The following is a 20,189-nucleotide window of genomic DNA, read 5'->3' as shown; positions in this document are numbered from 1 at the left end:
GATCTCCTAGATCGAATTACGAGTTCAGCGAAGGTGCTGCGCCCACCACGGCGCCCATTCGCAGACACCTGCGGCAGAGACCATGTCCTCGTGGTCGACATCCACACAGCGGACCTCGACGCCGTTGTGGAAGTGCCGGCGCCACTGCTCTGTGGTCCGACCCACCGAGTCGGCGTGCTCCCGGCCCAGGACAAGCAGACCGCGGGCCCCGAGTGCGCCCCTGGTCGGCCGGGCCTCCATCAGCCGCAGGCACCGCTCGAACGAGTCCATGAATGCAAATGCTTCGCGGTCACCGAGGTTCGAGAGCGGACCGGTGGTTGCGGCGTTGAGTTCCTGGATCCGTTCCCGGGACAGTCCGGTGACATCGGGCAGTTCGGCGAAGCGTGCGAACGAGGTCCGCACCTCGTGTTCCCGTTCCTCGTCGTCCCATACGATCACGCCGGCCCCGGTCACCGGCGGTGTGTCCAGGATCGTCACGGTTGCAACCTCTTTGCCCATCGCCTCGAGCTCACGCGCGATACCGAATGCGATGTGGCCTCCGTACGACCAGCCGACCAGGTGGTACGGCCCATGGGGTGCGACCGCCAGTACCGATGCGGTGTAGAAATCGACCAGCTCGTCGAGGGTCCCGAAATCCTGCTGATCACCCGCGTGGGACGGATCCTGCAGCGCGACAAGGCCTCTACCGGATTCGACGTACGGCGTCAGCGTCGAGTAGACGGTCCCGAAACCTGAGCTCGCATGTACGGCGATCACCGGTTGCTGCCCGGTATCGGTGTCGGCCAGGCGCAGGAGCACCGGATCGGTGTCCGATCCGGCGCCGCGATCAGGATCGAGCGCCTGCGCCAACGCCCCGACCGACGGCGCGGAGAACACACTCTGCATGGTCAGCGAACTCCCCAGATCCCGGTTCAGCCGCGTGACCAGCCGCGCGGCCAGCAGCGAATGCCCACCCAGCCGGAAGAAGTCGTCTTCGAGCCAGAGCGTCTGGTCCGGATCGAGACCCAGGATCTCTTGCACCACCTGTGCCACAGCCCTTTCCAGGTCCGTGGTCGGCGCCGTGCCGACTTCGTTCGAAGTGCCGGGCTCCGGCAGCGCTTTCACATCGAGCTTGCCGTTCACGGTGACCGGGATGGCCTCCAGCGCGACGTATGCCGATGGCACCATGTAGTCGGGCAGCCGGGCCGACAGATGTGCGCGCAGTGTGCGTTCGATTGCCGCCGGATCAGCGGCGGCGAACTCGGGTCCGCCGGACGCCTCGACACAGTAATAGGCGGCCAGGTAGCGGTCCGACGAGGTGACGCCGGTCCGGTCGCGCGCCACCACGGCCGCCGACCGAATACCCCGATGCTGTTCGAGAACTGTTCTGACCTCGTCGACCTCGACCCGGAATCCGCGGATCTTGATCTGATCGTCCACCCGTCCCAGGTACTCCAAGGACCCGAACTTGTTCCACCGCACCAAGTCCCCGGTCCGGTAGATCCGCTCCCCCGCGGCGCCGGGTATCGGGCTCGCCACAAACGCGTCGGCGGTCAGGTCCGCTCGGCCATGGTAACCACGGGCCAGCTGCGGACCGCCGAGGTACAACTCGCCGACCACACCGACCGGGACCGGCGAGAGGTACCGGTCGAGCACCAGCGCCTGTGAATTGTGGGCGGGCACGCCGATCGGCAATCCACCGCCGAAACGGGCCCCGGATTCGAGCAACGCCGAACTGATCTTCTGCGAGGTGATCCCCACCGTGGTCTCGGTGGGGCCGTAGAGGTTGAACAGGATGTCACCGAACCTCGCCAATGCCGCCGACGCGGTGGCCACCGAAAGTGCCTCACCACCGCAGAAAATCCGCCGCAGACTCGACATGTCGACGTCATCGACGCCATATTCGAGGAGGGCGTCGAGCATCGACGGGACGAACTCGATGGTCGTCAGTTGTTCTTCGGCGATGATCCGCGCCAGGTAGGCCGGGTCCCGATGTCCATCCGGATCCGCCATCACCACCGTCGCGCCGATCATCAACGGAACGAAGAACTCCCAGAGTGAGGCGTCGAAGGAGATGGGTGTCTTCTGCAGCACCCGTTCATCGGATTCGATACCGGTGACCTGCTGCTTCCACCGCAGGAAGTTCACAAACCCGTGGTGTTCGATCACCACGCCCTTGGGCCGGCCGGTCGATCCCGACGTGTAGATGACGTAGGCCGCATCGGATCCCAGGATCCGGCGAGGACGCTCTCCCTCCTCGATCGCAGTACTGCCGAACTGTGCGAGTTGCACCTGCACGTCCGAATTGCCGAGGTCGATGACCGTGACGCCGTCTCCGATCGCGACCCCGTCCAGCGCTGCGCGCGTGGCGGATTCGACGATCACGATGGTCGAACCACTCTGGGTGAGGACGTATTCGATCCGGTCCGCCGGATTCGACGCGTCGATCGGAACGAATGTCGCACCGGCACGGACGATTCCGCTCAGCACCGAGGGGAGTTTCACCGATCGATGCAGTAGGACGGCCACCCGGGCCTGGGGTGTCACACCCCGCGCCAGCAGGAACCGGGCCAGCCGGTTCACCGCACCATCGAACTCCGCGTAGGACAACTGCTTCCCACCACCGCGAACCGCAGGTACTGCGGCGTGCGACCGCGCGGCCTCGGCCAGCAGCACGTCCACGGTCACATCGCGATCAAGGGGTACCACCTCACCGCACGACCAGCCGCCGATGCGCGCCAGCTCTGCCGAACCGACCACCGCCACATCCGACAGCCGCCGATCCACATCGCCGGCAAAAGCCGCCAGCACCTCACGCATCCCATCGGCCAACCGCTGTGCGGTGACCTCGTCGAACAACGAGGACGCGCATGAGATGGTGCCGACGAGGCTGTCACCGGTCTCCCCGATGTCGACCTCGAGGTCGCTCTTGACCGCGCCGATCCCCACCCTTTCTCCGAATGGCGAGAAGCCCTCTGCCACCAGTGACTCCACACTCGTGTCGAGTACTCCGGCAACCCGATATGTCACGAGGGTCTGGAACAGCGGGTTGTGGGCGCTGCTCCGCCGCACGCCGGAGTCCTGCACGATCTGTCCGAACGGCACATCCTGATTCGCGAACCCACTCAGGACCACCTCCCGGACCCGGGCCAGTACCTCGGCCAGGGTCGGGTTCCCGTCCAGTCGGTGACGCAGCGGCAGAGTGTTGACAAAATAGCCGACCGCCTCGTCCAGATCCTCGTCACCACGACCACCCACCGGCGACCCCAGCACCACGTCGTCACCGGCGCCGAATCCGAACATCATCACCGCGACAGCGGCCTGGACCACCATGTACATCGACACGTCCGACGATGCGCACAGCTCCCGAAGACGCTGCGTGACAGTGTCTTCGACATCGAATTCGAGCGCGAATCCAGCAAACTCCGCGACCACCGGACGCGGCCGGTCGGTCGCCACCATCGATACCTCCGGCGCACCGGCGAGATGATCGCGCCAGTGTGCCAACTGCCCATGACCGATCGAGCCCGGCTTTTCGAAGTCGCCCAACAACTCCCGCTGCCAGACCGCGTACCGCCCGTATGACACCACCGGGCGATCCCAGACCGGGGCCTGGCCGCCGCGTCGGGCCGCGTAGGCAACACCCAGGTCTGCCAGCAACACCGGCAGCGACCACTCGTCGACCGCGACATGGTGGATCGCCAGTGCGACGAGCACAGCGCGAGCACCATCCGAGGCCCCCACACCGACATCTGTGAACACCGCCGCACGCACCGGGAAGTCCCGGCCCACGTCGACCGGGTGCTGCACCCACGATTCGACCCGCGAGTGAACCGCGCTCCTCGCGGCCCCGGCGGCAGCAGCCGAGAGAGCCGGCCGTTCAACACCGAACCATGAACCGAGGTCGTCGGCGGGGACAACCCGCTGCACCAACACACCGTCGCCGGAATCGACGAGCAGGGTTCGCAGCGCGTCCTGGCGGATCAGCACATCGGTCAGTGCCGCCGACCATGCGGTCTCGTCGAAATCAGCACCAACCCGAAGGACCACCGGGATCGTGTACACCGAGCCCGCACCGGTCACCTGCCCGATCAGCCACAGCGCTTCCTGACCGAAGGACGCCGGCACGACCTCGCCACAGACCACATCGGCGAGCCGAACCCGACTCGTGCCGATGGCAGCCGAATCTGCCACGCCGGCAAGCCCTGCCACCGACGGGCGGTCGAACACATCACGCAGCGACAACGCCGACCCGAGCGCGCCGTTGATCCGTGACACCACCCGCATCGCCAACAGCGAATGGCCGCCCAGGCCGAAGAAGTCATCGTCGGCCGACACCCGGTCCAGACCCAGCACATCGGCGAACGCGGTGGCGATCAGTTGTTCGGTGGGGGTCTCGGGAGGTCGCCCGGTGCCCGCGGACTCCTCCGGTGCGGGTAGCGCACTGTGATCGAGCTTGCCGTTTGCGGTGCGCGGCAAACTCTGCACCACGATCACCGCGGACGGAACCATCTGCGCCGGAATATGATCGAACAGTGCGGTCCGGATCGCCGACGGGTCGAGGTCGTCGACCGTTCGCGGCCCGTCCGGGGTCACGTATGCGATCAGGCGGGATACACCTATCGGCGAGTCCAGTACGGTCACCGCGCAGTTCGCGACGCCGGCAATGGATCCGAGCGCGCCCTCGACGTCACCGAGTTCGACCCGGGACCCGTTGATCTTCACCTGATCGTCGGCCCGGCCGACAAAGACCAGATCCCCGGTTTCGGTCCATCGCACGAGATCACCGGTGCGATAGAGCCTCTCGCCGCCGGCACCGACCGGCGAGGCGATGAATCGTCCGGCGGTCAGGTCGGGGCGATCCAGATAGCCGCGGGCCAATTGCGTTCCACCCACGTAGAGTTCGCCCGTCACCCCTGGGGCCGCCGGCCTCAGGAGGTCGTCGAGCACCAGCACATGGGTGTTCCAGACGGGCGAGCCGATCGGGATCGCACCCCGGCTGTCGGTCTCGCCGCCGAAGCTGGTGACCTCCACCGCGGCCTCGGCCGGACCATAGGTGTTCCAGACCGGTACATCCCAGGCCTGTGCGATGCGCTCACGCAGGACCCCGGACAACGCCTCACCACCGGCGGACAGGTATTTCAGTCCGGATCCGGACAGGTCGATGCCCTGTTCGATCATCGCGGCGATCACCGACGGGACGAGTTCGACAAAGGTGATGTCGCCGGAGTCCAGTTCGCGCCCGAGATAGGTCAGGTCTTTGTCCCCACCATCATCGGCCAGGACCACCGTGCCCCCGACGACCAAGGGCCACAGGATCTCCGGGATGGCTGGATCGAATCCCACCGACGTCTTCTGCAACACGCTCTCACCCACGGCGAGGGGGAACTCCGACTGCCGCCACCGGATCAGGTTGATGATCGCCCTATGGTCGACGACGACGCCCTTGGGCCGACCGGTGGACCCGGACGTGTAGATGACGTACGCCGCGTTGGACGAGCCGATCACCGATGGTCCGTCGTCCAGACCGGTGGTCTCCGACGAACTCTGGTCGAGTTCATCCAGACAGATCACATCGGCGCCGAGTCGTCCGGTGATCGCCGAGATTCTCTCGGCCACCGCGGATGTGGTCAACACCGTCGCCGGACGGCAGTCGTCCAGAATCATCCGGATACGTTCGGTGGGATACGACGAATCCACCGGCACCACGGTCGCTCCGGCGACCAGTGCGCCGACAAATCCCGTCACCATCTCGATCGATCGTGGAACGAACACCGCCACCCGATCTTCGGGGGTGATCCCAGCGGCGTTCAGGCGCAGCGCCAGACGCGTTGTGGCCGCACCGAGCTCGCGGTAAGACAGCTGCCTTCCGTCACCGCGGACCGCGATCACGTCGGGCTGGGTTCGGACCGTGTCGGCCACCAGCACATCAAGCGTCGACTCACGATCGGCGGGGACAGTCTGACCTTGCGACCAGCGTTCGATGTGTTCGAGGTCCGATGGGCTCAATACCGCGACGTCCGAGAGACGACGGGTCAGGTCTCCGGCGAATGCGGCCAGGACTCGCGACAGACCGTCGGCCAATCGCCTGCCGGTCGACTCGTCGAACAGCGCTGCCGAACAGGCGATGACACCGCTCAGTCCGTCGGCCCCGTCTGCGATGTCGATGTCGAGGTCACACTTGACCGTGCCGATCTCGACCCGCTCGGCATAAGGACCGAATCCTGCTGCCGTCAGCGAATCCGCACTCGATCCGACCACGCCCGCGGCGCGATAGGTCACCAACGTCTGGAACAGGGGGTTGTGTGCGCTGCTGCGCGTCACGCCGGAGTACTTCACGATCTGGTCGAACGGCACATCCTGATTCGCGAAGCCACCGAGCACGACCTCACGTACCCGATCGAGTACCTCGGCCAAGGCCGGGTTGCCGTCCAGTCGATGACGCATCGGCAACGTGTTGACGAAGTAGCCGACCAGATCGTCGAGGTCCTCGTCGCCCCGGCCGCCCACCGGCGATCCCAGCACCACGTCGTCGCCGGCACCGAAGGCATTCATCGTCACCGCCACAGCCGCCTGAACCAGCATGTACATGGACACATCCGACGACGCCGCCAGCGCCCGGAGACCCTGCGCCACAGCATCATCAACCGAGAACTCCACCGAGAATCCGTCATAGGCCGCCAGCGCCGGCCGCGGCCGGTCGGTCGCCACCATCGACAGATCCGGCGCATCCGCCAGATGCGAGGCCCAATAGCCCAGCTGCTGCGCCGCAACCGAACCCGCCACATCACCGTCACCGAGCAACTCCCGCTGCCACAGTGCGTACTGCCCGTACGACACCGCCAACGGCTCCCATGCCGGATTCTGTCCACGGCTGCGCGCCGCGTACGCAACACCGAGGTCGCGCAACAACACCGGCAACGACCACTCGTCCATGAACGCGTGATGTATCGCCAGCGCCGCGACAGTGGGTGCACCCGCGGCGATTCCATCGGACCCACCCGAGAACACAGCGGCCCGCACCGGAAAATCGCGGCCCACGTCCATCGGTTGCCGCACCCAGGTCTGCACCCGCTCCGGCACATCCGAGGCCACGGTGCCCGTCACGTCGATGTTCTCGACGGCAAGCCACGAGTCGACCTCGTCCGCGGCAACAGGGTGCTGTTCCAGGACGCCGTCACCGACGTCGACCAGCAAGGTGCGCAACGCTGCTTGCCGCATCACCACATCTGTCAACGCCGCAGCCCACACCGCCCGATCGAAGTCGGGACCGACCGAGAGCAGCACCGGGATCGTGTACACCGAGCCGGCACCGGTCACCTGCCCGATCAACCAGAGTGCCTGCTGACCGTACGACGCCGGCACCACATCTGCGAGAGCCACGTCGGCCACCTTGAGCCTCCCGGCACCGGTGGCCTCGGAATCCACCACCGCCGCAATGCCCGCCACCGACGGATTGTCGAACACCTCTCGCAACGACAACGCCGAATCCAATGCGGCGTTGACCCGCGAGACCACCCGCATCGCCAACAGCGAATGACCGCCCAGCGCGAAGAAGTCGTCGTCCACCGATACCCGGTCGAGATCCAGGATCGAGGCGATGACCTCGGCGACTACCTCTTCGGTCGCCGTGCGCGGTGCCACGTGGACGTCCTCGCCGGTGTCCACTGCCGGAAGGGCCCTGGTATCGACCTTGCCGTTGATGGTCAGCGGTATCTCGGTGATCACGCCGAAGGCCGACGGGACCATGTAGTCCGGCAGTCTCTGTGCGACGTGCGAGCGAAGAGCATCGGGGTCGATCTGCCGATGATGCTCCGCAGCAACCACATACGCGACCAGGATCGGACCGGCTGCACCGTCGCGGACGACCACGGTCGCCTGCCCGACACCCGGTGCGTCGAGCAGGACGTTGACGATCTCCCCCAGTTCGATGCGATAGCCCCGGATCTTCACCTGGTCATCGACCCGGCCCAGGTATTCGATGCTGCCGTCGGCACGCCACCGCGCCAGGTCGCCGGTGCGGTACATCCGCTCACCATCGCCCCACGGGCAGGCGACAAATCGGTGACCGGTCATCGACGGCTGTTCGAAGTAGCCACGCGCGGTTCCCGCGCCGGCGAGATACAGTTCGCCGGCAACACCGGGGAGGGCCGGATTGAGTCCGGAGTCCAGGATGTGCGCACGGGTGTTGAAGATCGGGTTCCCCACCGAGGACACGGTGCTGTCGGCGACATCGGCGCCCAGTGCGTTGATGGTGTATTCGGTTGGGCCGTAGAGGTTGTAGCCCTCCACCCCGGGCGCTTCCCGTAGTGCGGTCCAGAGCACATCCGGTACGGCCTCGCCGCCGAGCGAGACGAACACGACGCCGGCCGCGGTCTGCGACACCGACAGGCCACGCGGACGATCGCGCTCCAGCAGTCCCTGCTCGATCAGATACATCGCATACGACGGCGTCACGTCGAATCCGTCGATCGCCTCGCGGTCGTAGTAGGCGAGCAACGCGGCCGGATCCCGGCGCATGTCCTCGTCGATCACGTGCACCTCGTGTCCGGCCAGCAGCCAGAACAGTTGCTCCCACGAGGCGTCGAAGGAGAAGGAGGTGGTGTGGGCGATCCGCATCCGGCGTCCGCCCTGTCCTGCGACAACCCGATCGAAGATGCGCTCGGCGTGGTTGAAGTACATGTTGGTCAGGCCCCGGTACGGGACGGCAACACCTTTGGGCCGACCGGTCGAGCCCGAGGTGAAGATGATGTAGGCGAGATTGTCCAGATGTACCGGCGTACCGAGTTCTTCGGCCGACAGCGGTCCGGGCGCGTAGGCACCGAGTTCGTTGATCACACCCGCATCGTCGAGGTCGAGGACGGCACAGTCCACCGATCCCAGCCGCGCCGCGAGAGCGGTGGTCGTCACGACCAGGGTCGGCGCGGCGGCCTCGATCATGTATCCGATCCGGTCGACCGGGTAGTCCGAATCGACAGGCACGTATGCCGCCCCGACCGCAAAGGTCGCGAACATCGAGATGATCATCCGCTCGTCCCGAGGAAGCATCAGGATCACCCGGGATTCCGGGGCGACACCGCGGACGCGTAACGCGCGGGCGTATTGGTGGACCCGCGTGCTGAGTTCGGCAAACGTCAGGCACATCCGATCCGAGCGCAGCGCGATCTCGTCCGGTGTCCGGGCCACACCGGCATCGAAAAGCTCTGCAACGGTGACGGGTTCGATCTCGCGGGCGGTCGCATTCCAATCGGAGGCGACCAGCGCGAGTTCGCCGTCGGTGGCCACCGCGATTCTGCCGACCGGCGACGCGGTACTCGCCGACATGTCCAGCAGCACACCGCGCAGTCGATCCACCAGTACGGCAACCTGTTCGGCGGTCAGCAGATCGCCGCGGTAGGCGCACCGCACGTGGATCTGCTCACCGGGATACAACGCGAAGGAGACCGGATAGTGGGTCGAGTCGGTCAGCGCGGCATCGGCGACGCTCATCTCGCCGTCCGGACCGTAGGACTGTCCCTCCCGACGCCCCGGATGGTTCTGGATGATGAAGAGGGTGTCGAACAGCGTTCGCAGACCCACCATCGCCTGCATGTCACCGAGCCCGATGTACGGGTGTTCCAGGACGTCCATGTTGCGCGCGTGAAGGTCGGTCAGCGCCTGGGCCGCCGTCTGATCCGGACGCAGCGTCAACCGCACCGGAACGGTGTTGAACAGCAGCCCCACAATTGATTCCGCACCTTCGAGGTCGGCGGGTCGACCGGACACGGTGGTGCCGAAGACGACATCGTCCTTGCCGACCAACCGCGACAGGGTGATGCCCCAGGCCGTCTGCAGGAACGTGCTCACGGTGACGCCGGTGGCCGCGGCAGCGACCCGGATGTCGTCACTGAGCGATCGGGAGAGGTCTTCGTGGTGATCCCTGGCCATCGCCGTCGTCGCCGCGATCGTCGCGGCCTCCGGGCATAGCAGGGTCGGCTCGTCGAATCCCGACAGTTGACGACCCCAGGTGTCGCGGGCCGCAGACCGATCCCGGCCTGCCAACCATTGCAGGTAGGTCCGGAACGGGACCGCCTCGGGCAGCGACCTCCCCGACGGGTCGGTGTACAGATCGAGGAGCGTATCCATCATCAGGCCCGCGGACCAGCCGTCGGCCAGGATGTGCTCGAAGGTGACGCACAGTACCGAACTGCGCTGCGCGACCTCGATCAGCACGAAGCGGATCAACGGCGGCTCGGTGGCGGAGAACGGCTGGGCGCGTTCGTGTTCGAACACCTGCGCAACGGTGTCGAAGTCCTTCCGCCACACGTCGCGACCCAGGCGACGGAAGGGGACCTCGATGACGGACGGGACCACCGACAACGTGCGGTGACCGAGCGTGACAAAGCCTGCCGCCAGGTTCGGGTGACGCAACAACAACGCACGCACCGCATCCCGCATCCGGTCCGCATCGACATGACCGTCGATGGTCAGATGGAACTGCGATGCGTACAGGTCGCTCGCCTGCGACGCCTGCGCGGACTGCAGGTGAAAGAGCAGACCCTCTTGAAGTGCCGAGACGGGCAACACATCTCGCGGCGTTCCGAACAATGCCTCGATACGCGCGCTGGTGTCATCATCGACGGACACCAGCGACGCCGCCACCGGATCGGCAGCAAGAACAGAGCCCAGGCCGATCACGTCATCGAGATGTCCGGCACCCCAGGCACCCAGAGAGGCCGCCACGGATGTGGCCAGATCCTCGGCACCGGGCCGGGCATCGGGGCGAATCGTCACGTCGACGACCACCGGTCGTTGCCCGTCGATCGCCGTCGCACCGATCCAGACCGTCACCACGACCGCGTACCGACCGAACGCGGTCTGTTCGCCATCGCGGTGATCCGAGGCGGGCAGTGCGTCACCGAAGCGGATCGAGACCAGGATGTCGGCTTCGGCCAGATCGTCGAACATGCCTTCGGCCAAGGGATTCGTGAATCGCAGCGCGCCGTGATCCGCGGCGGTCGGGCCATCGATGTCCACCACGGCGGACAGGCCTGCGAGGTACTCGGAATCGGAGTCGGCGGCGATGAGTTCGTCCGGGATCAAGAGCGGGAACCGACGACGGATCCGGCCCGGGATCAATGCCCAGCGATCCGTTCGGGCCGGCTCCTCGACGTCGATGAGCACGCCGTCGCCGGTATCACCTTCGAGCGCCTGCACATCCACGAGTGCCCGCAGCACCGATCCGACCGCCACGACCCTCGAAGAAGTCCCGGAGTCCGCCGCCGGTGCATGGATTCGGAGCCGATGGCAATTCGCGTGCGCGGACCCGGTCTCACGGTTGGCCCGGTCGCTCGCAATGGTCGCCGGCTCGAGTTCCTCGAGTTCGGTGGTGAATTGGGCCCAATGATCACGTTCGAGCAGCTCTGGCGACCCCGCTTCGAGAAGGTACTGCGCGAGTACGCCCCGCCCATCGCCGAGGGCAACGGAGCTCTCACGATTCTCGAGACGGTCGTGGGCCAGTCGGCGGATGACGGCGGCGGCGCCGGAGATCCAGACCTCGTCGAGATCGTTGGTGGTGACGCCGATCATCAGTTCCAAAACACCGCCGGTGGTGTCGACGAGGCAGGTGGCATCGACGACGGCGCCGGGGTGCGGGGTGCTCAGATCGCCACGCTCGGTGCTCGCCCGGTATGCGGGCGCCGGCCCGTTCACCGACCCGCGCAGCAGGCCCGAGTAGTGACTGAACCATCGTCGAACGGCCCATGCGACAGTGGGTTCCGGAAGTCCGTGCACGCCCGTCACCGCGAGCGACAGGCGGATCGGAGGTTGGCCGAAGCCCGCATCGATGTCGGCGTCGGCAAGCAGATCCACAGTGCCACCGGCATATTCACCGCCCGGTGCCGCTGGGACAACGCCTGCAGTGGTTGTTTCGAACGTGTCAGTCATGTGAACCGAACCCTCCGTGACACCCCGGTCGGACTATCTGCACGACCTCACGCGTACTTGCCTATCAGTTTAGGCTATATGAAGTGGCGGCGGTTGGTCGGATGCCCCGAGAACGCGGTGAGCCACCCCGGCCAGGCCGGGGTGGCTCACCGCCGATTCACACTGACGCGAATCGCCTATTTGCTTGCAGCAGCTGCCAATTGCGGAGCCAGCTGGTTCACGCCCCACTCAAGGCTGAGCGGCGACGGGAAGGCGAGTGCGAACGGCACACCCTCGGTCTTCGGCACCACGGCCACCGCACCCTTGGTCACGGCGGTCAGCGTCGGCCACAGCGGCTGCGCCTCTAGGACCTGCACCTGATCGGGGGTATCGGGGATCACCCACAGCAGATCGGCGTCCAGATTGGGCAGGTTCTCCCAGGAGACCTCGCCCTTTCCGCCGTCACATTCGACGGTCTGCGCGTAGTCACTGAGCACGAGCCCGAGGTCGGCCATCACCCGTGCCATGTTGTCGTCGGTCGAACACAACACGTACACACCATCTTCGGACGGCGAGATGATCGCGTTGTATGTCTTGCCCGCCAACACCGGGTTGTCGGTCTTGGCAGTCGCCACCGCCGCCTCGGCGGAGGAGATGCTCGCCTCCGCCTCGTCGGCGCGATCGACGACCTGGCCGATCTTGCGCACGTTGTCCTGCCACGGATCAGCGTTGGCCTCGGTGTCGAAATGCAGCACCGGAGCGATCTCGGACAGCGCCGCGAAGGACGTCTCATCGAGGCCCCAGAAGCCGGTCGCCACAATGAGATCCGGGTCGAGCGCCGCAACGGCTTCGATGCTGAAATCAGTGGAAGGGGCGGCGATCTTCGGTGTATCGGCCGGGTACTTACCCTCTGCCCAGGGGTAGATGCTCGTCCCGTTGGTCGCCGCATCGGTTTGCGGCATACTCGGAATCGCGATCGGCGTCACCCCGACGGAGAGTAGGAAATCGGCATCGGTGGCCGACATCGCGACCACGCGCTGCGGCGTCTCTTCGACGACGGTCTCGCCGTACGCGCCCGTGACCGTCACGGCCGATTCATCCGACGAACCGGCATCGGAGTCGCTCGAGCATGCGGCCGGGAGCATGAGGGCGAATGCCAGGATCGCCACCCGGCCCGCCATTCCCGTGGCTCGACTATTGGATTTCACTTTGTGCGACTTCCTTTACTTGCAGGCAGAGCCAGTCGTGCCCTGCGCCATCCAGATGATCCTTGCGATAGTACCTTTTGAGGCACTCTCTGTATAGGTTCAAATGGCCGACGCGGGGTCGCCGCGAGTTGATCTATGCGTCGCCGGACAGGTATCCGCCGCCGTGCGGGAAGAAGTCCAGTGCGTTGTGTTCGACGTCGTCATCGGTGCGAACCCGTTCGAGCACCAGGCCATGGTTCTGGCCCCGATGCGCGTTCGGGCCGGCCACGATCACCATGCCGTCACCCTCCTTGATGAAGATCCGGCCGGGGGTACCCCCGTAGACGCCCCGCGAAACCCGCGCCTTGGTGATCCGGATGCGCTGACCGCGCGCAAACGTGTACGCGTTCGGGTAGGGGTCGGACAATGCCCGGACGAGCCGATCGAGATCCTCTGCCGGCCAGGACCAATCGATCAGGCTGTCACGCTCGGACCGCTTGTGGAAGAATGTCCGATCGTCCAGGTTCTGTGGCGTCCACGTCGCGGTCCCGGACTCGATCTGCGAGAGCGCATCGAGCAGCACCTCGGGGATCAGATCGATCGTGGCACCGACGAGTTCGGTCGCGGTGTCGGTGGGCCCGATCGGAACCGACCTCTGCACCAGCACATCTCCGGTGTCGAGATCGTCGTCCATCCGGTGTGCCGTCAACCCGGTTTCGGATGCCCCGCTGATCATCGCCCAGATCACCGGGGAAAAACCGGTGAACCGCGGCAGCAACGAATCATGGAGATTCAGGGTGCCATGTGGCGGGAGGTCGAACAGCTCCCTGGGCAACCAGGTTCGCCAGTTGTTGGCGACGATGATGTCGGGTTCGGCGAGCTTCACACGGTCGATCAACTCCGCCGTCGGCCGGGTGGCGAGTTCTACCTCGACCCCGTTCGACCGGGCCAGATCCTCCACGGAATCGGCCCAGATCGACTCGTACCGCTGCTCACTCACCGGGTGGGTCACCACCAGGGCGACCTCGTGATCGGATCCGATCAGCGCCTCGAGGGTCCTGTACCCCCACGTCTGATATCCGAACATCACGACACGCATCGTTCACCTTCCATAGAGTTCGCCCGGTCACTTCGACACCGGACGGGGTTCACCGCGGGTATTACTGTCTCACCGCGACGAGATCTGATCAACCGCACCCGGAACCGGCTGCGCCACATCATTTCCCAGCGCCACGATCGAGTTGTTCCCGTCGACGTGGACCACCTTGGTCTCGTGCACCAGTACCTCGGCCTCGTCGAGCTGGACATAGGACATGATGATCACCAGATCACCCGGGTCCACCAGATGGGCCGCGGCACCGTTGATACAGATGACCCCACTGCCGGCGGCGCCGGTGATGACATACGTCTCCAACCGTGACCCGTTGGTGATATCGACGATGGTGACCTTCTCGCCCTCGACGAGATCCGCCGCCTTCAAAAGGGTTTCGTCGATGGTGACGGATCCGACGTAATGCAGATCGGCCTGGGTGACGGTGGCGCGGTGGATTTTTCCGTTCACCAGAGTGCGCAACATCAATTCCCCGGACTCGATGCGACCTGCGCGGGCGCGAGGTCCATGGCGTCCCGAAGGCTCTTCGGTCGCATATCGGTCCATTGCTGTTCGACGTGATCGAGACACGACTGCCTCGACGTCGACCCATCACTTCCGTGCACTATTGTCCAGCCCGGCGGCACCGTCGCAAAAGTCGGCCACAACGAATACTGCTCTTCGCCGTTCACCACCACATAGAACGTTCCGTCTTCGTCATCAAAAGGATTTGTCGACAAGAGTGGGCACTCCTTCCGTGTCCATATCACCGACACGCGGTCTGCCGGCCAGTGAGTTCACCAATTCGCCCGCTCGCACAGCAAGATTCGAGAGCAGGGTCGATGTCAGTCCGTGCGTGTGTTCGGTATTGCCCTGGAGGTAGATGTCGCCTTCGACCCCATCATTGGTCACGATGCGGTACTCGCGATCGATGAGCGGCCTGCCCTGCTCGTCGACCTGACATTCATCCGCCAGCGGACCGAGCAGCTCCGCAAGGGCCACCGGCTGAAATCCGGTCGCGAATATTATCGCATCACAATCGATTTCGGTGTGATCCCGGGTCGTCCGGTGACCGATCCGGACGGTGACGCCGTCTCCGTAGTCCGACACGTCGGCGATCTCGGATGCCCCGTGCACAAACAGTCGGCGGCTATCGGAGACCCGCTCGGAATACTCTCGCCGGTAGAGCTCTTCGATCAGTGGCAGATCCACCGCGGAGTAGTTGGTGGCCCGGTGATAGTCGAGCAGCTGCTGACGGAGTTCGACCGAAGCGCTGTGGAATTCGACCACCGCCTCCGGATCGAAGATGCGATTGGCGTAGGGGCTGTCGTCGGCCGGCGTGTAGCCGTACTTTCCGAAGACGGCGTGAACTTCTGCCTCCGGATACGCATCATGCAGGTAAGCGGCAACTTCCGCCGAACTCTGCCCGGCCCCGACAACCACGAACCGGTGGTGTGTGGGCGTCGGCAGGACGCGCAGGTGATCCAGCAGTCGATGATTGTGGAATACCCGAGCACTCGAGGCGACACCGTCCGGGAGCTTGGCCCGCAGGCCGCCCGCGACCACCACGTTGCGTGCGGTGACCGGCGCGCGCCCACTGATGCACACCTCGAACGCGCCTGCGACCTGGCGCACACCCGTCACCTCGGCGCCGTACAGAACGAGTTCATCCACCTGCTCCGCCGCCCATTCGAGGTAGTCGTGGAATTCGATCCGGGTGGGAAAGAAGCTCTGCTGGTTGATGAAATGCGTCAACCGGTCGCGCTGGGACAAATAGTTGAGGAAGGAATATCGACTCGTGGCGTCCCGCTGCGTGACCAGGTCCTTGAGGAACGAGATCTGCATCGTGGTCCCCGGCAACAACATCCCCCGGTGCCATCCGAATCGGCTCTGCTTCTCGACAAAGCACGAGGTGATCCGGTCGGCGGGATCGCAATCACGATTGTGCTCCTCGAGTGCAATCGCCAGGGCGAGATTCGAAGGACCGAAACCCACGCCCACGACGTCGAACTCGGCGTTCATGAATTGGCCACCGATCCCCGTGCGGCCGGCGTCTGCTCCCGGCTCGCCGGATCCCGTCGGGTACCGGTGCATCTGTTGCGCACGTCGTGGACCATGAGCACTCTCCTACCTGTGGCGTCTGCTGATCGATCTGCAGGGGCCGTATCGACCACCAGAAATACACAGTTAGCCTAGCCTGATATTTCTACCCAGGGTAACTCAGATTTATATAGGTTTTATATCGACCGACCTGATCCGCAACTATTTGCTCGACACCCCACGTCCCCGCGACCAGGCGTTCCAGAGCTCGCAGTAGCGACCTCCCCGCGCCACCAGATCTGCATGCGTACCCACCTCCACGATCCGGCCACGCTCCATGAACACGATCCGGTCGGCGCGGGCGGCCTGGCTCAACCGATGCGCGACGATCAACGCGGTCCGGCCCTTCAGGGCGGCCTGCGCCGACTCCTCGAGTACCCCGGCACCGACACTGCCCGCGTCGGCGGTCGCCTCATCGAGTATCGCAACCTTGGGATCGAGCAGTACGAGCCGCGCGAGCGCGAGTTGCTGTGACTGCATCGGTGTGAGCTGGTGTCCTTCCGAACCCACCTCCGTCCGGATACCGTCGGGCAGGTTGCGCACCCACCCACCGGCGCCGACGAGTTCGAGTGCGGCGGACAGGTCCTCGTCGGTGGCCTCGGGCGCAGCCATCCGCAGATCGGCTGCCAGTGTGCCTGCGAAGACATGGACTTCCTGCGTGACAAGGGCGATCGAACGGGACAGTTCCGAGGGTTCCACCGACGCGATGTCCACACCCGCCAGCCGGACCCGGCCGACCGTCGGCCGATGGACACCGGCCACGATCGTCGCCAAGGTGGTCTTTCCGGCACCGGATGGTCCCACCACCGCGACGTGTTCGCCGTCGACGAGGGTCAGTGAGATGTCGTGCAACACCTCGTGTTCGGCCGAATAGCCGTGACTGATGCCCTCCAGTTCGAGCAGCGGTGCCGATGGTGTCGGCGCGCCCGGCGCGATGGGGTCCGGCACCGATTTCGATTCTTCGATCACTCCGACGATCCGGCCCAGCGCTGCCGCGCCGGACTGCAGGTCATCGACAACGAACAGCAGCATGCCGATCGGGTCGAAGAGCAGCAGGAAGAACAACATCGCCGCGGTGACCGCGCCGATGGTCAGGGAGTTCCCGTCGACCAGGAAGAATCCCACGATCAAAATGGTTGTCATGCCGACGAATTCGCCGGTGTTCACCCGGACACCCAGGCGACTGAAGAGCACACTCGCCCGGATCGACCAGCGGACCACTTCCCACGAGTGCCGGTCGATCCGCCGGTTCAGCAGAGCCGACAACCGGAATGCGTGCACTGATTCGAGCCCCTGGATCGCACCGAGCACGTGGTGCGCCCGGTCCGCGGTGGCCTCGCGCTGCGCCGCATAGAGCACGGGGGCGTGCCGCAGATACATCCGGATCCCGTTGACGTACACCGGGATCACCAACAGGATCACGATCAGGAATCGCCAGTCGAGGGCGGCCAATCCGACAAATGTGACACCGATGGTGAAGACCGCGGTCAGTACCGCGGGCACGGCTTTGCTGATCGCCTCACTCACGGTGCTGACATCCGCCGTTGCCCGCGACACCAGGTCACCGCTGCCTGCGCCCTCGATCCGCGACAGCTTCAACGTCAGTGACGCCGCGATCATCTCCTCGCGCAGGTCGGCGAGGATCGCCTCGAATATCCTGGCCGACAACACGACTCCGAGGGCCGCGAAGATCGCGGCACCGACCGCGGAGGCCGCCATGACGGCGGCCAGCCGCCAGATCTCGGCGGCCTCGCCATTGCCGCTGTCGCCGTTCACGATGTCGATGATCGTGCCCAGCGAACGCGGGGTGACCAGACCCAGACCGGCGGCCAGGGTCATGACCACCGCAAGCAGCAACAGTTGCGCGGTGTGCCTGCGCAATTGCGTCCGCAGATACCGCATCGTCAACGAAAAATCGGTGACCATGAGTTTCGAGTTCGACATCGGGGTACTCACCGGCCACCCCCGAGCGTTCCGGCGAGCATCGACTCGGCGTCCGCCAGGGCACCCTGGTAAATCAGTCGCCCGCCTTCGATGATGACCACCTGATCGGAAACCTCGAGCAACGCAGGCGAATTGGTGAACACCACGGTCGTCCGGCCGGCCCGCGCCTGATGCAGGCGGGAGACAACGGTCGCTTCGGTGACCGAATCGACCGCGGTGGTCGGATCGTTGAGCACCAGGATCGCCGAATCCGCGGCCAGCGCCCGGGCCAGACTCACCCGCTGACGTTGACCACCCGACAACATCCGGCCGGCCTCACCGACCGGGGTCTCCAAGCCATTCGGCAGTACGTCCGCGACATCGTCGCAGGCCGCCGCGAAGATCGCCCTGGTGATCCGCGAATCACGATCGGGCCCTTCGGGCACCCCGGCACCGATGTTCTCCAGCACCGTGCCCTCGAACAGGTCCGGGGCGTGCGGCACGGTCCGGATCAGCTCGCCGGTCACCTCGCCGTGCAGATCGAACAGATCGATGTCGCCGACCGTCACCTGCCCGGAATCGGGATGGGCCCTCCTGGACAGCACCGAACTGATGGCCTCGGTGACCTCGGGAGGACAGACGACAACGACCACACCGTCGGTGGGCAGCGTCAGGTCGAGATCCTCGACCGGACCGATCGTGACATGGTGGAACGACAACGCCCCGACCGCATCTCGGACGTCGCCGGTCCTCGTCGCCGGATCCGCCTGCAACACAGACAGCACCCGTTTTGCACACGGAACCGCACTGTTCCAGACCCGGCCGAAGTTGGTGCCCAAGTTGTTCAACGGCCCCATCATGAACTGGGTGAGCCCGACCACGGTGATCAGTTCACCCAGACTCACCTTCCCGTCGAGCGCCATCAGCCCCGCCGCGATGCACACGCCCACCACGAACAGGGCCGAAATCATCTGCATCACACCGGTATACGCACCCTGCGTGCGCCCGGCGCGAATGGCGGCGTCGCGGGCCCGCGAGCTGGCCGCCCGGTAGCGGCGTCCGGCCTCGGCTTCGGCACCGAGACCCTTCACGATGCGCAGGCCTGCCACCAGATCGGTGGCGGTGCCTGCCGCCTCCCCGGACACCTCCTGTTCCTGCTCGGTCCGCGCCCGCAGCGGGCCTCCGGTGAGATCGAGAATCCAGAGCAGCACCGGGGTTCCGACCAGGATCGCCAGGCCCAGCGGCCACGAGATGAACAGGAGTACGCCGCCGGCCACCAACACCGCGGCCATCTCACCGATCGGGAACACCGCGATGAAGACCGCCATCGACAACCGGTTGACGTCGGAGGTCGCGATGTTGAGTGACACACCCGGCAGACGGGCCGGGCCCGCCATCCCCATCGGGTTCAGGATCCGATCGGTCACGCGCATCCGGAACTGGTGCTCGACCATCGTCTGCCCATAGACGGCGAGCCGTTCACCGAAGCGCCAGGTATACGACAACAGGACGAAGTCGGCGGCCAAAGCGATCAGCCAGATCACCAGCGATCCGACGTCGCCGGTGGCCACCGCCCGGTCGATGGCGATACCCATGATCACCGGGACAAGCGCCTCGCCGACAAAATGGCCGACCATCAGGATCGCGGCCGGGATCGTGTACTTACCCGCACCGAAGATCGTGCGGAGGGCAAACCGCCGCGGCGTCGTGTCAGCGTCGACCCGAATCTCTTTGCCACGAACCGGTTCCGCGGGTGGAACCAGGAACACCGGCAACCTGGTACCGGGGTCGTACCTGTCAGAATCCACCCGAAGCCTCCGGCCCTAGTCGTCGCGCAGATCAGTCGTCGCGCAGATCAGTCATTTCGCAGATCAGTCATTTCGCAGATCGGATATCTGCGCTGGTGAGTCGCCCGCACCCCGTCAGATGCCCGATCTGCACTCGTGGCGACACCCTAGTACCACCCCGGGGCGCACAATCGTCCCGGGCGCGGGCAGAACGTGCCT

The 20,189-nt window shown here is 65.4% G+C and carries 8 protein-coding genes; all 8 read right to left on the bottom strand.

Annotation, left to right across the window (positions count from 1 at the left end):
* Window positions 1-24 precede the first annotated feature (24 nt).
* The 8 genes from AC51GR_RS00545 to AC51GR_RS00510 all read right to left on the bottom strand — a co-directional run bounded on the left by AC51GR_RS00545 (window position 25) and on the right by AC51GR_RS00510 (window position 19,991).
* Window positions 25-11,904, bottom strand: a complete 11,880-nt coding sequence (locus tag AC51GR_RS00545) for an amino acid adenylation domain-containing protein (RefSeq protein ID WP_496322680.1) — start codon at window positions 11,902-11,904, stop codon at window positions 25-27.
* Window positions 11,905-12,080: 176 nt separating this feature from the next.
* Window positions 12,081-13,091: an ABC transporter substrate-binding protein gene (locus AC51GR_RS00540; RefSeq protein WP_496322679.1), complete on the bottom strand. Its 1,011-nt coding sequence runs from the start codon at window positions 13,089-13,091 to the stop codon at window positions 12,081-12,083.
* Between the two features lie 133 nt (window positions 13,092-13,224).
* Window positions 13,225-14,169 (bottom strand): methionyl-tRNA formyltransferase, encoded by a 945-nt coding sequence (locus tag AC51GR_RS00535; protein WP_496322678.1) that lies wholly within the window; start codon window positions 14,167-14,169, stop codon window positions 13,225-13,227.
* 69 nt (window positions 14,170-14,238) lie between these two features.
* A complete protein-coding gene (gene panD, locus AC51GR_RS00530) occupies window positions 14,239-14,646 on the bottom strand; it encodes an aspartate 1-decarboxylase (protein WP_496322677.1) in 408 nt (135 codons plus the stop codon).
* The gene (locus AC51GR_RS00525; RefSeq protein ID WP_496322676.1) at window positions 14,646-14,900 is read right to left on the bottom strand and encodes an MbtH family protein; all 255 of its coding nucleotides are present in this window, start codon (window positions 14,898-14,900) and stop codon (window positions 14,646-14,648) included. The genes panD and AC51GR_RS00525 overlap by 1 nt, the downstream gene beginning before the upstream one ends.
* Window positions 14,881-16,182 carry a lysine N(6)-hydroxylase/L-ornithine N(5)-oxygenase family protein gene (locus AC51GR_RS00520; RefSeq protein WP_496322675.1) on the bottom strand — a complete coding sequence of 434 codons (1,302 nt, stop codon included), beginning with the start codon at window positions 16,180-16,182 and terminating at the stop codon, window positions 14,881-14,883. The genes AC51GR_RS00525 and AC51GR_RS00520 overlap by 20 nt, the downstream gene beginning before the upstream one ends.
* Window positions 16,183-16,422: 240 nt before the next feature.
* Window positions 16,423-18,216 carry an ABC transporter ATP-binding protein gene (locus tag AC51GR_RS00515; RefSeq protein WP_496322674.1) on the bottom strand — a complete coding sequence of 598 codons (1,794 nt, stop codon included), beginning with the start codon at window positions 18,214-18,216 and terminating at the stop codon, window positions 16,423-16,425.
* Window positions 18,213-19,991, bottom strand: a complete 1,779-nt coding sequence (locus tag AC51GR_RS00510) for an ABC transporter ATP-binding protein (RefSeq protein WP_496322673.1) — start codon at window positions 19,989-19,991, stop codon at window positions 18,213-18,215. Before AC51GR_RS00510 ends, AC51GR_RS00515 begins: the two co-directional genes overlap by 4 nt.
* Between the last annotated feature and the right edge of the window lie 198 nt (window positions 19,992-20,189).

The sequence above is a fragment of the Williamsia sp. z71 genome (assembly GCF_059553375.1).
This window is presented reverse-complemented; position numbering and strand designations above follow the sequence as displayed.

Excerpts from the sequence above, each read along its gene's own strand:
- AC51GR_RS00545 (WP_496322680.1), bottom strand. The coding sequence starts at position 11,904 with ATGACTGACACGTTCGAAACAACCACTGCAGGCGTTGTCCCAGCGGCA.
- AC51GR_RS00535 (WP_496322678.1), bottom strand. The coding sequence starts at position 14,169 with ATGCGTGTCGTGATGTTCGGATATCAGACGTGGGGGTACAGGACCCTC.
- panD (WP_496322677.1), bottom strand. The coding sequence starts at position 14,646 with ATGTTGCGCACTCTGGTGAACGGAAAAATCCACCGCGCCACCGTCACC.
- AC51GR_RS00520 (WP_496322675.1), bottom strand. The coding sequence starts at position 16,182 with ATGAACGCCGAGTTCGACGTCGTGGGCGTGGGTTTCGGTCCTTCGAAT.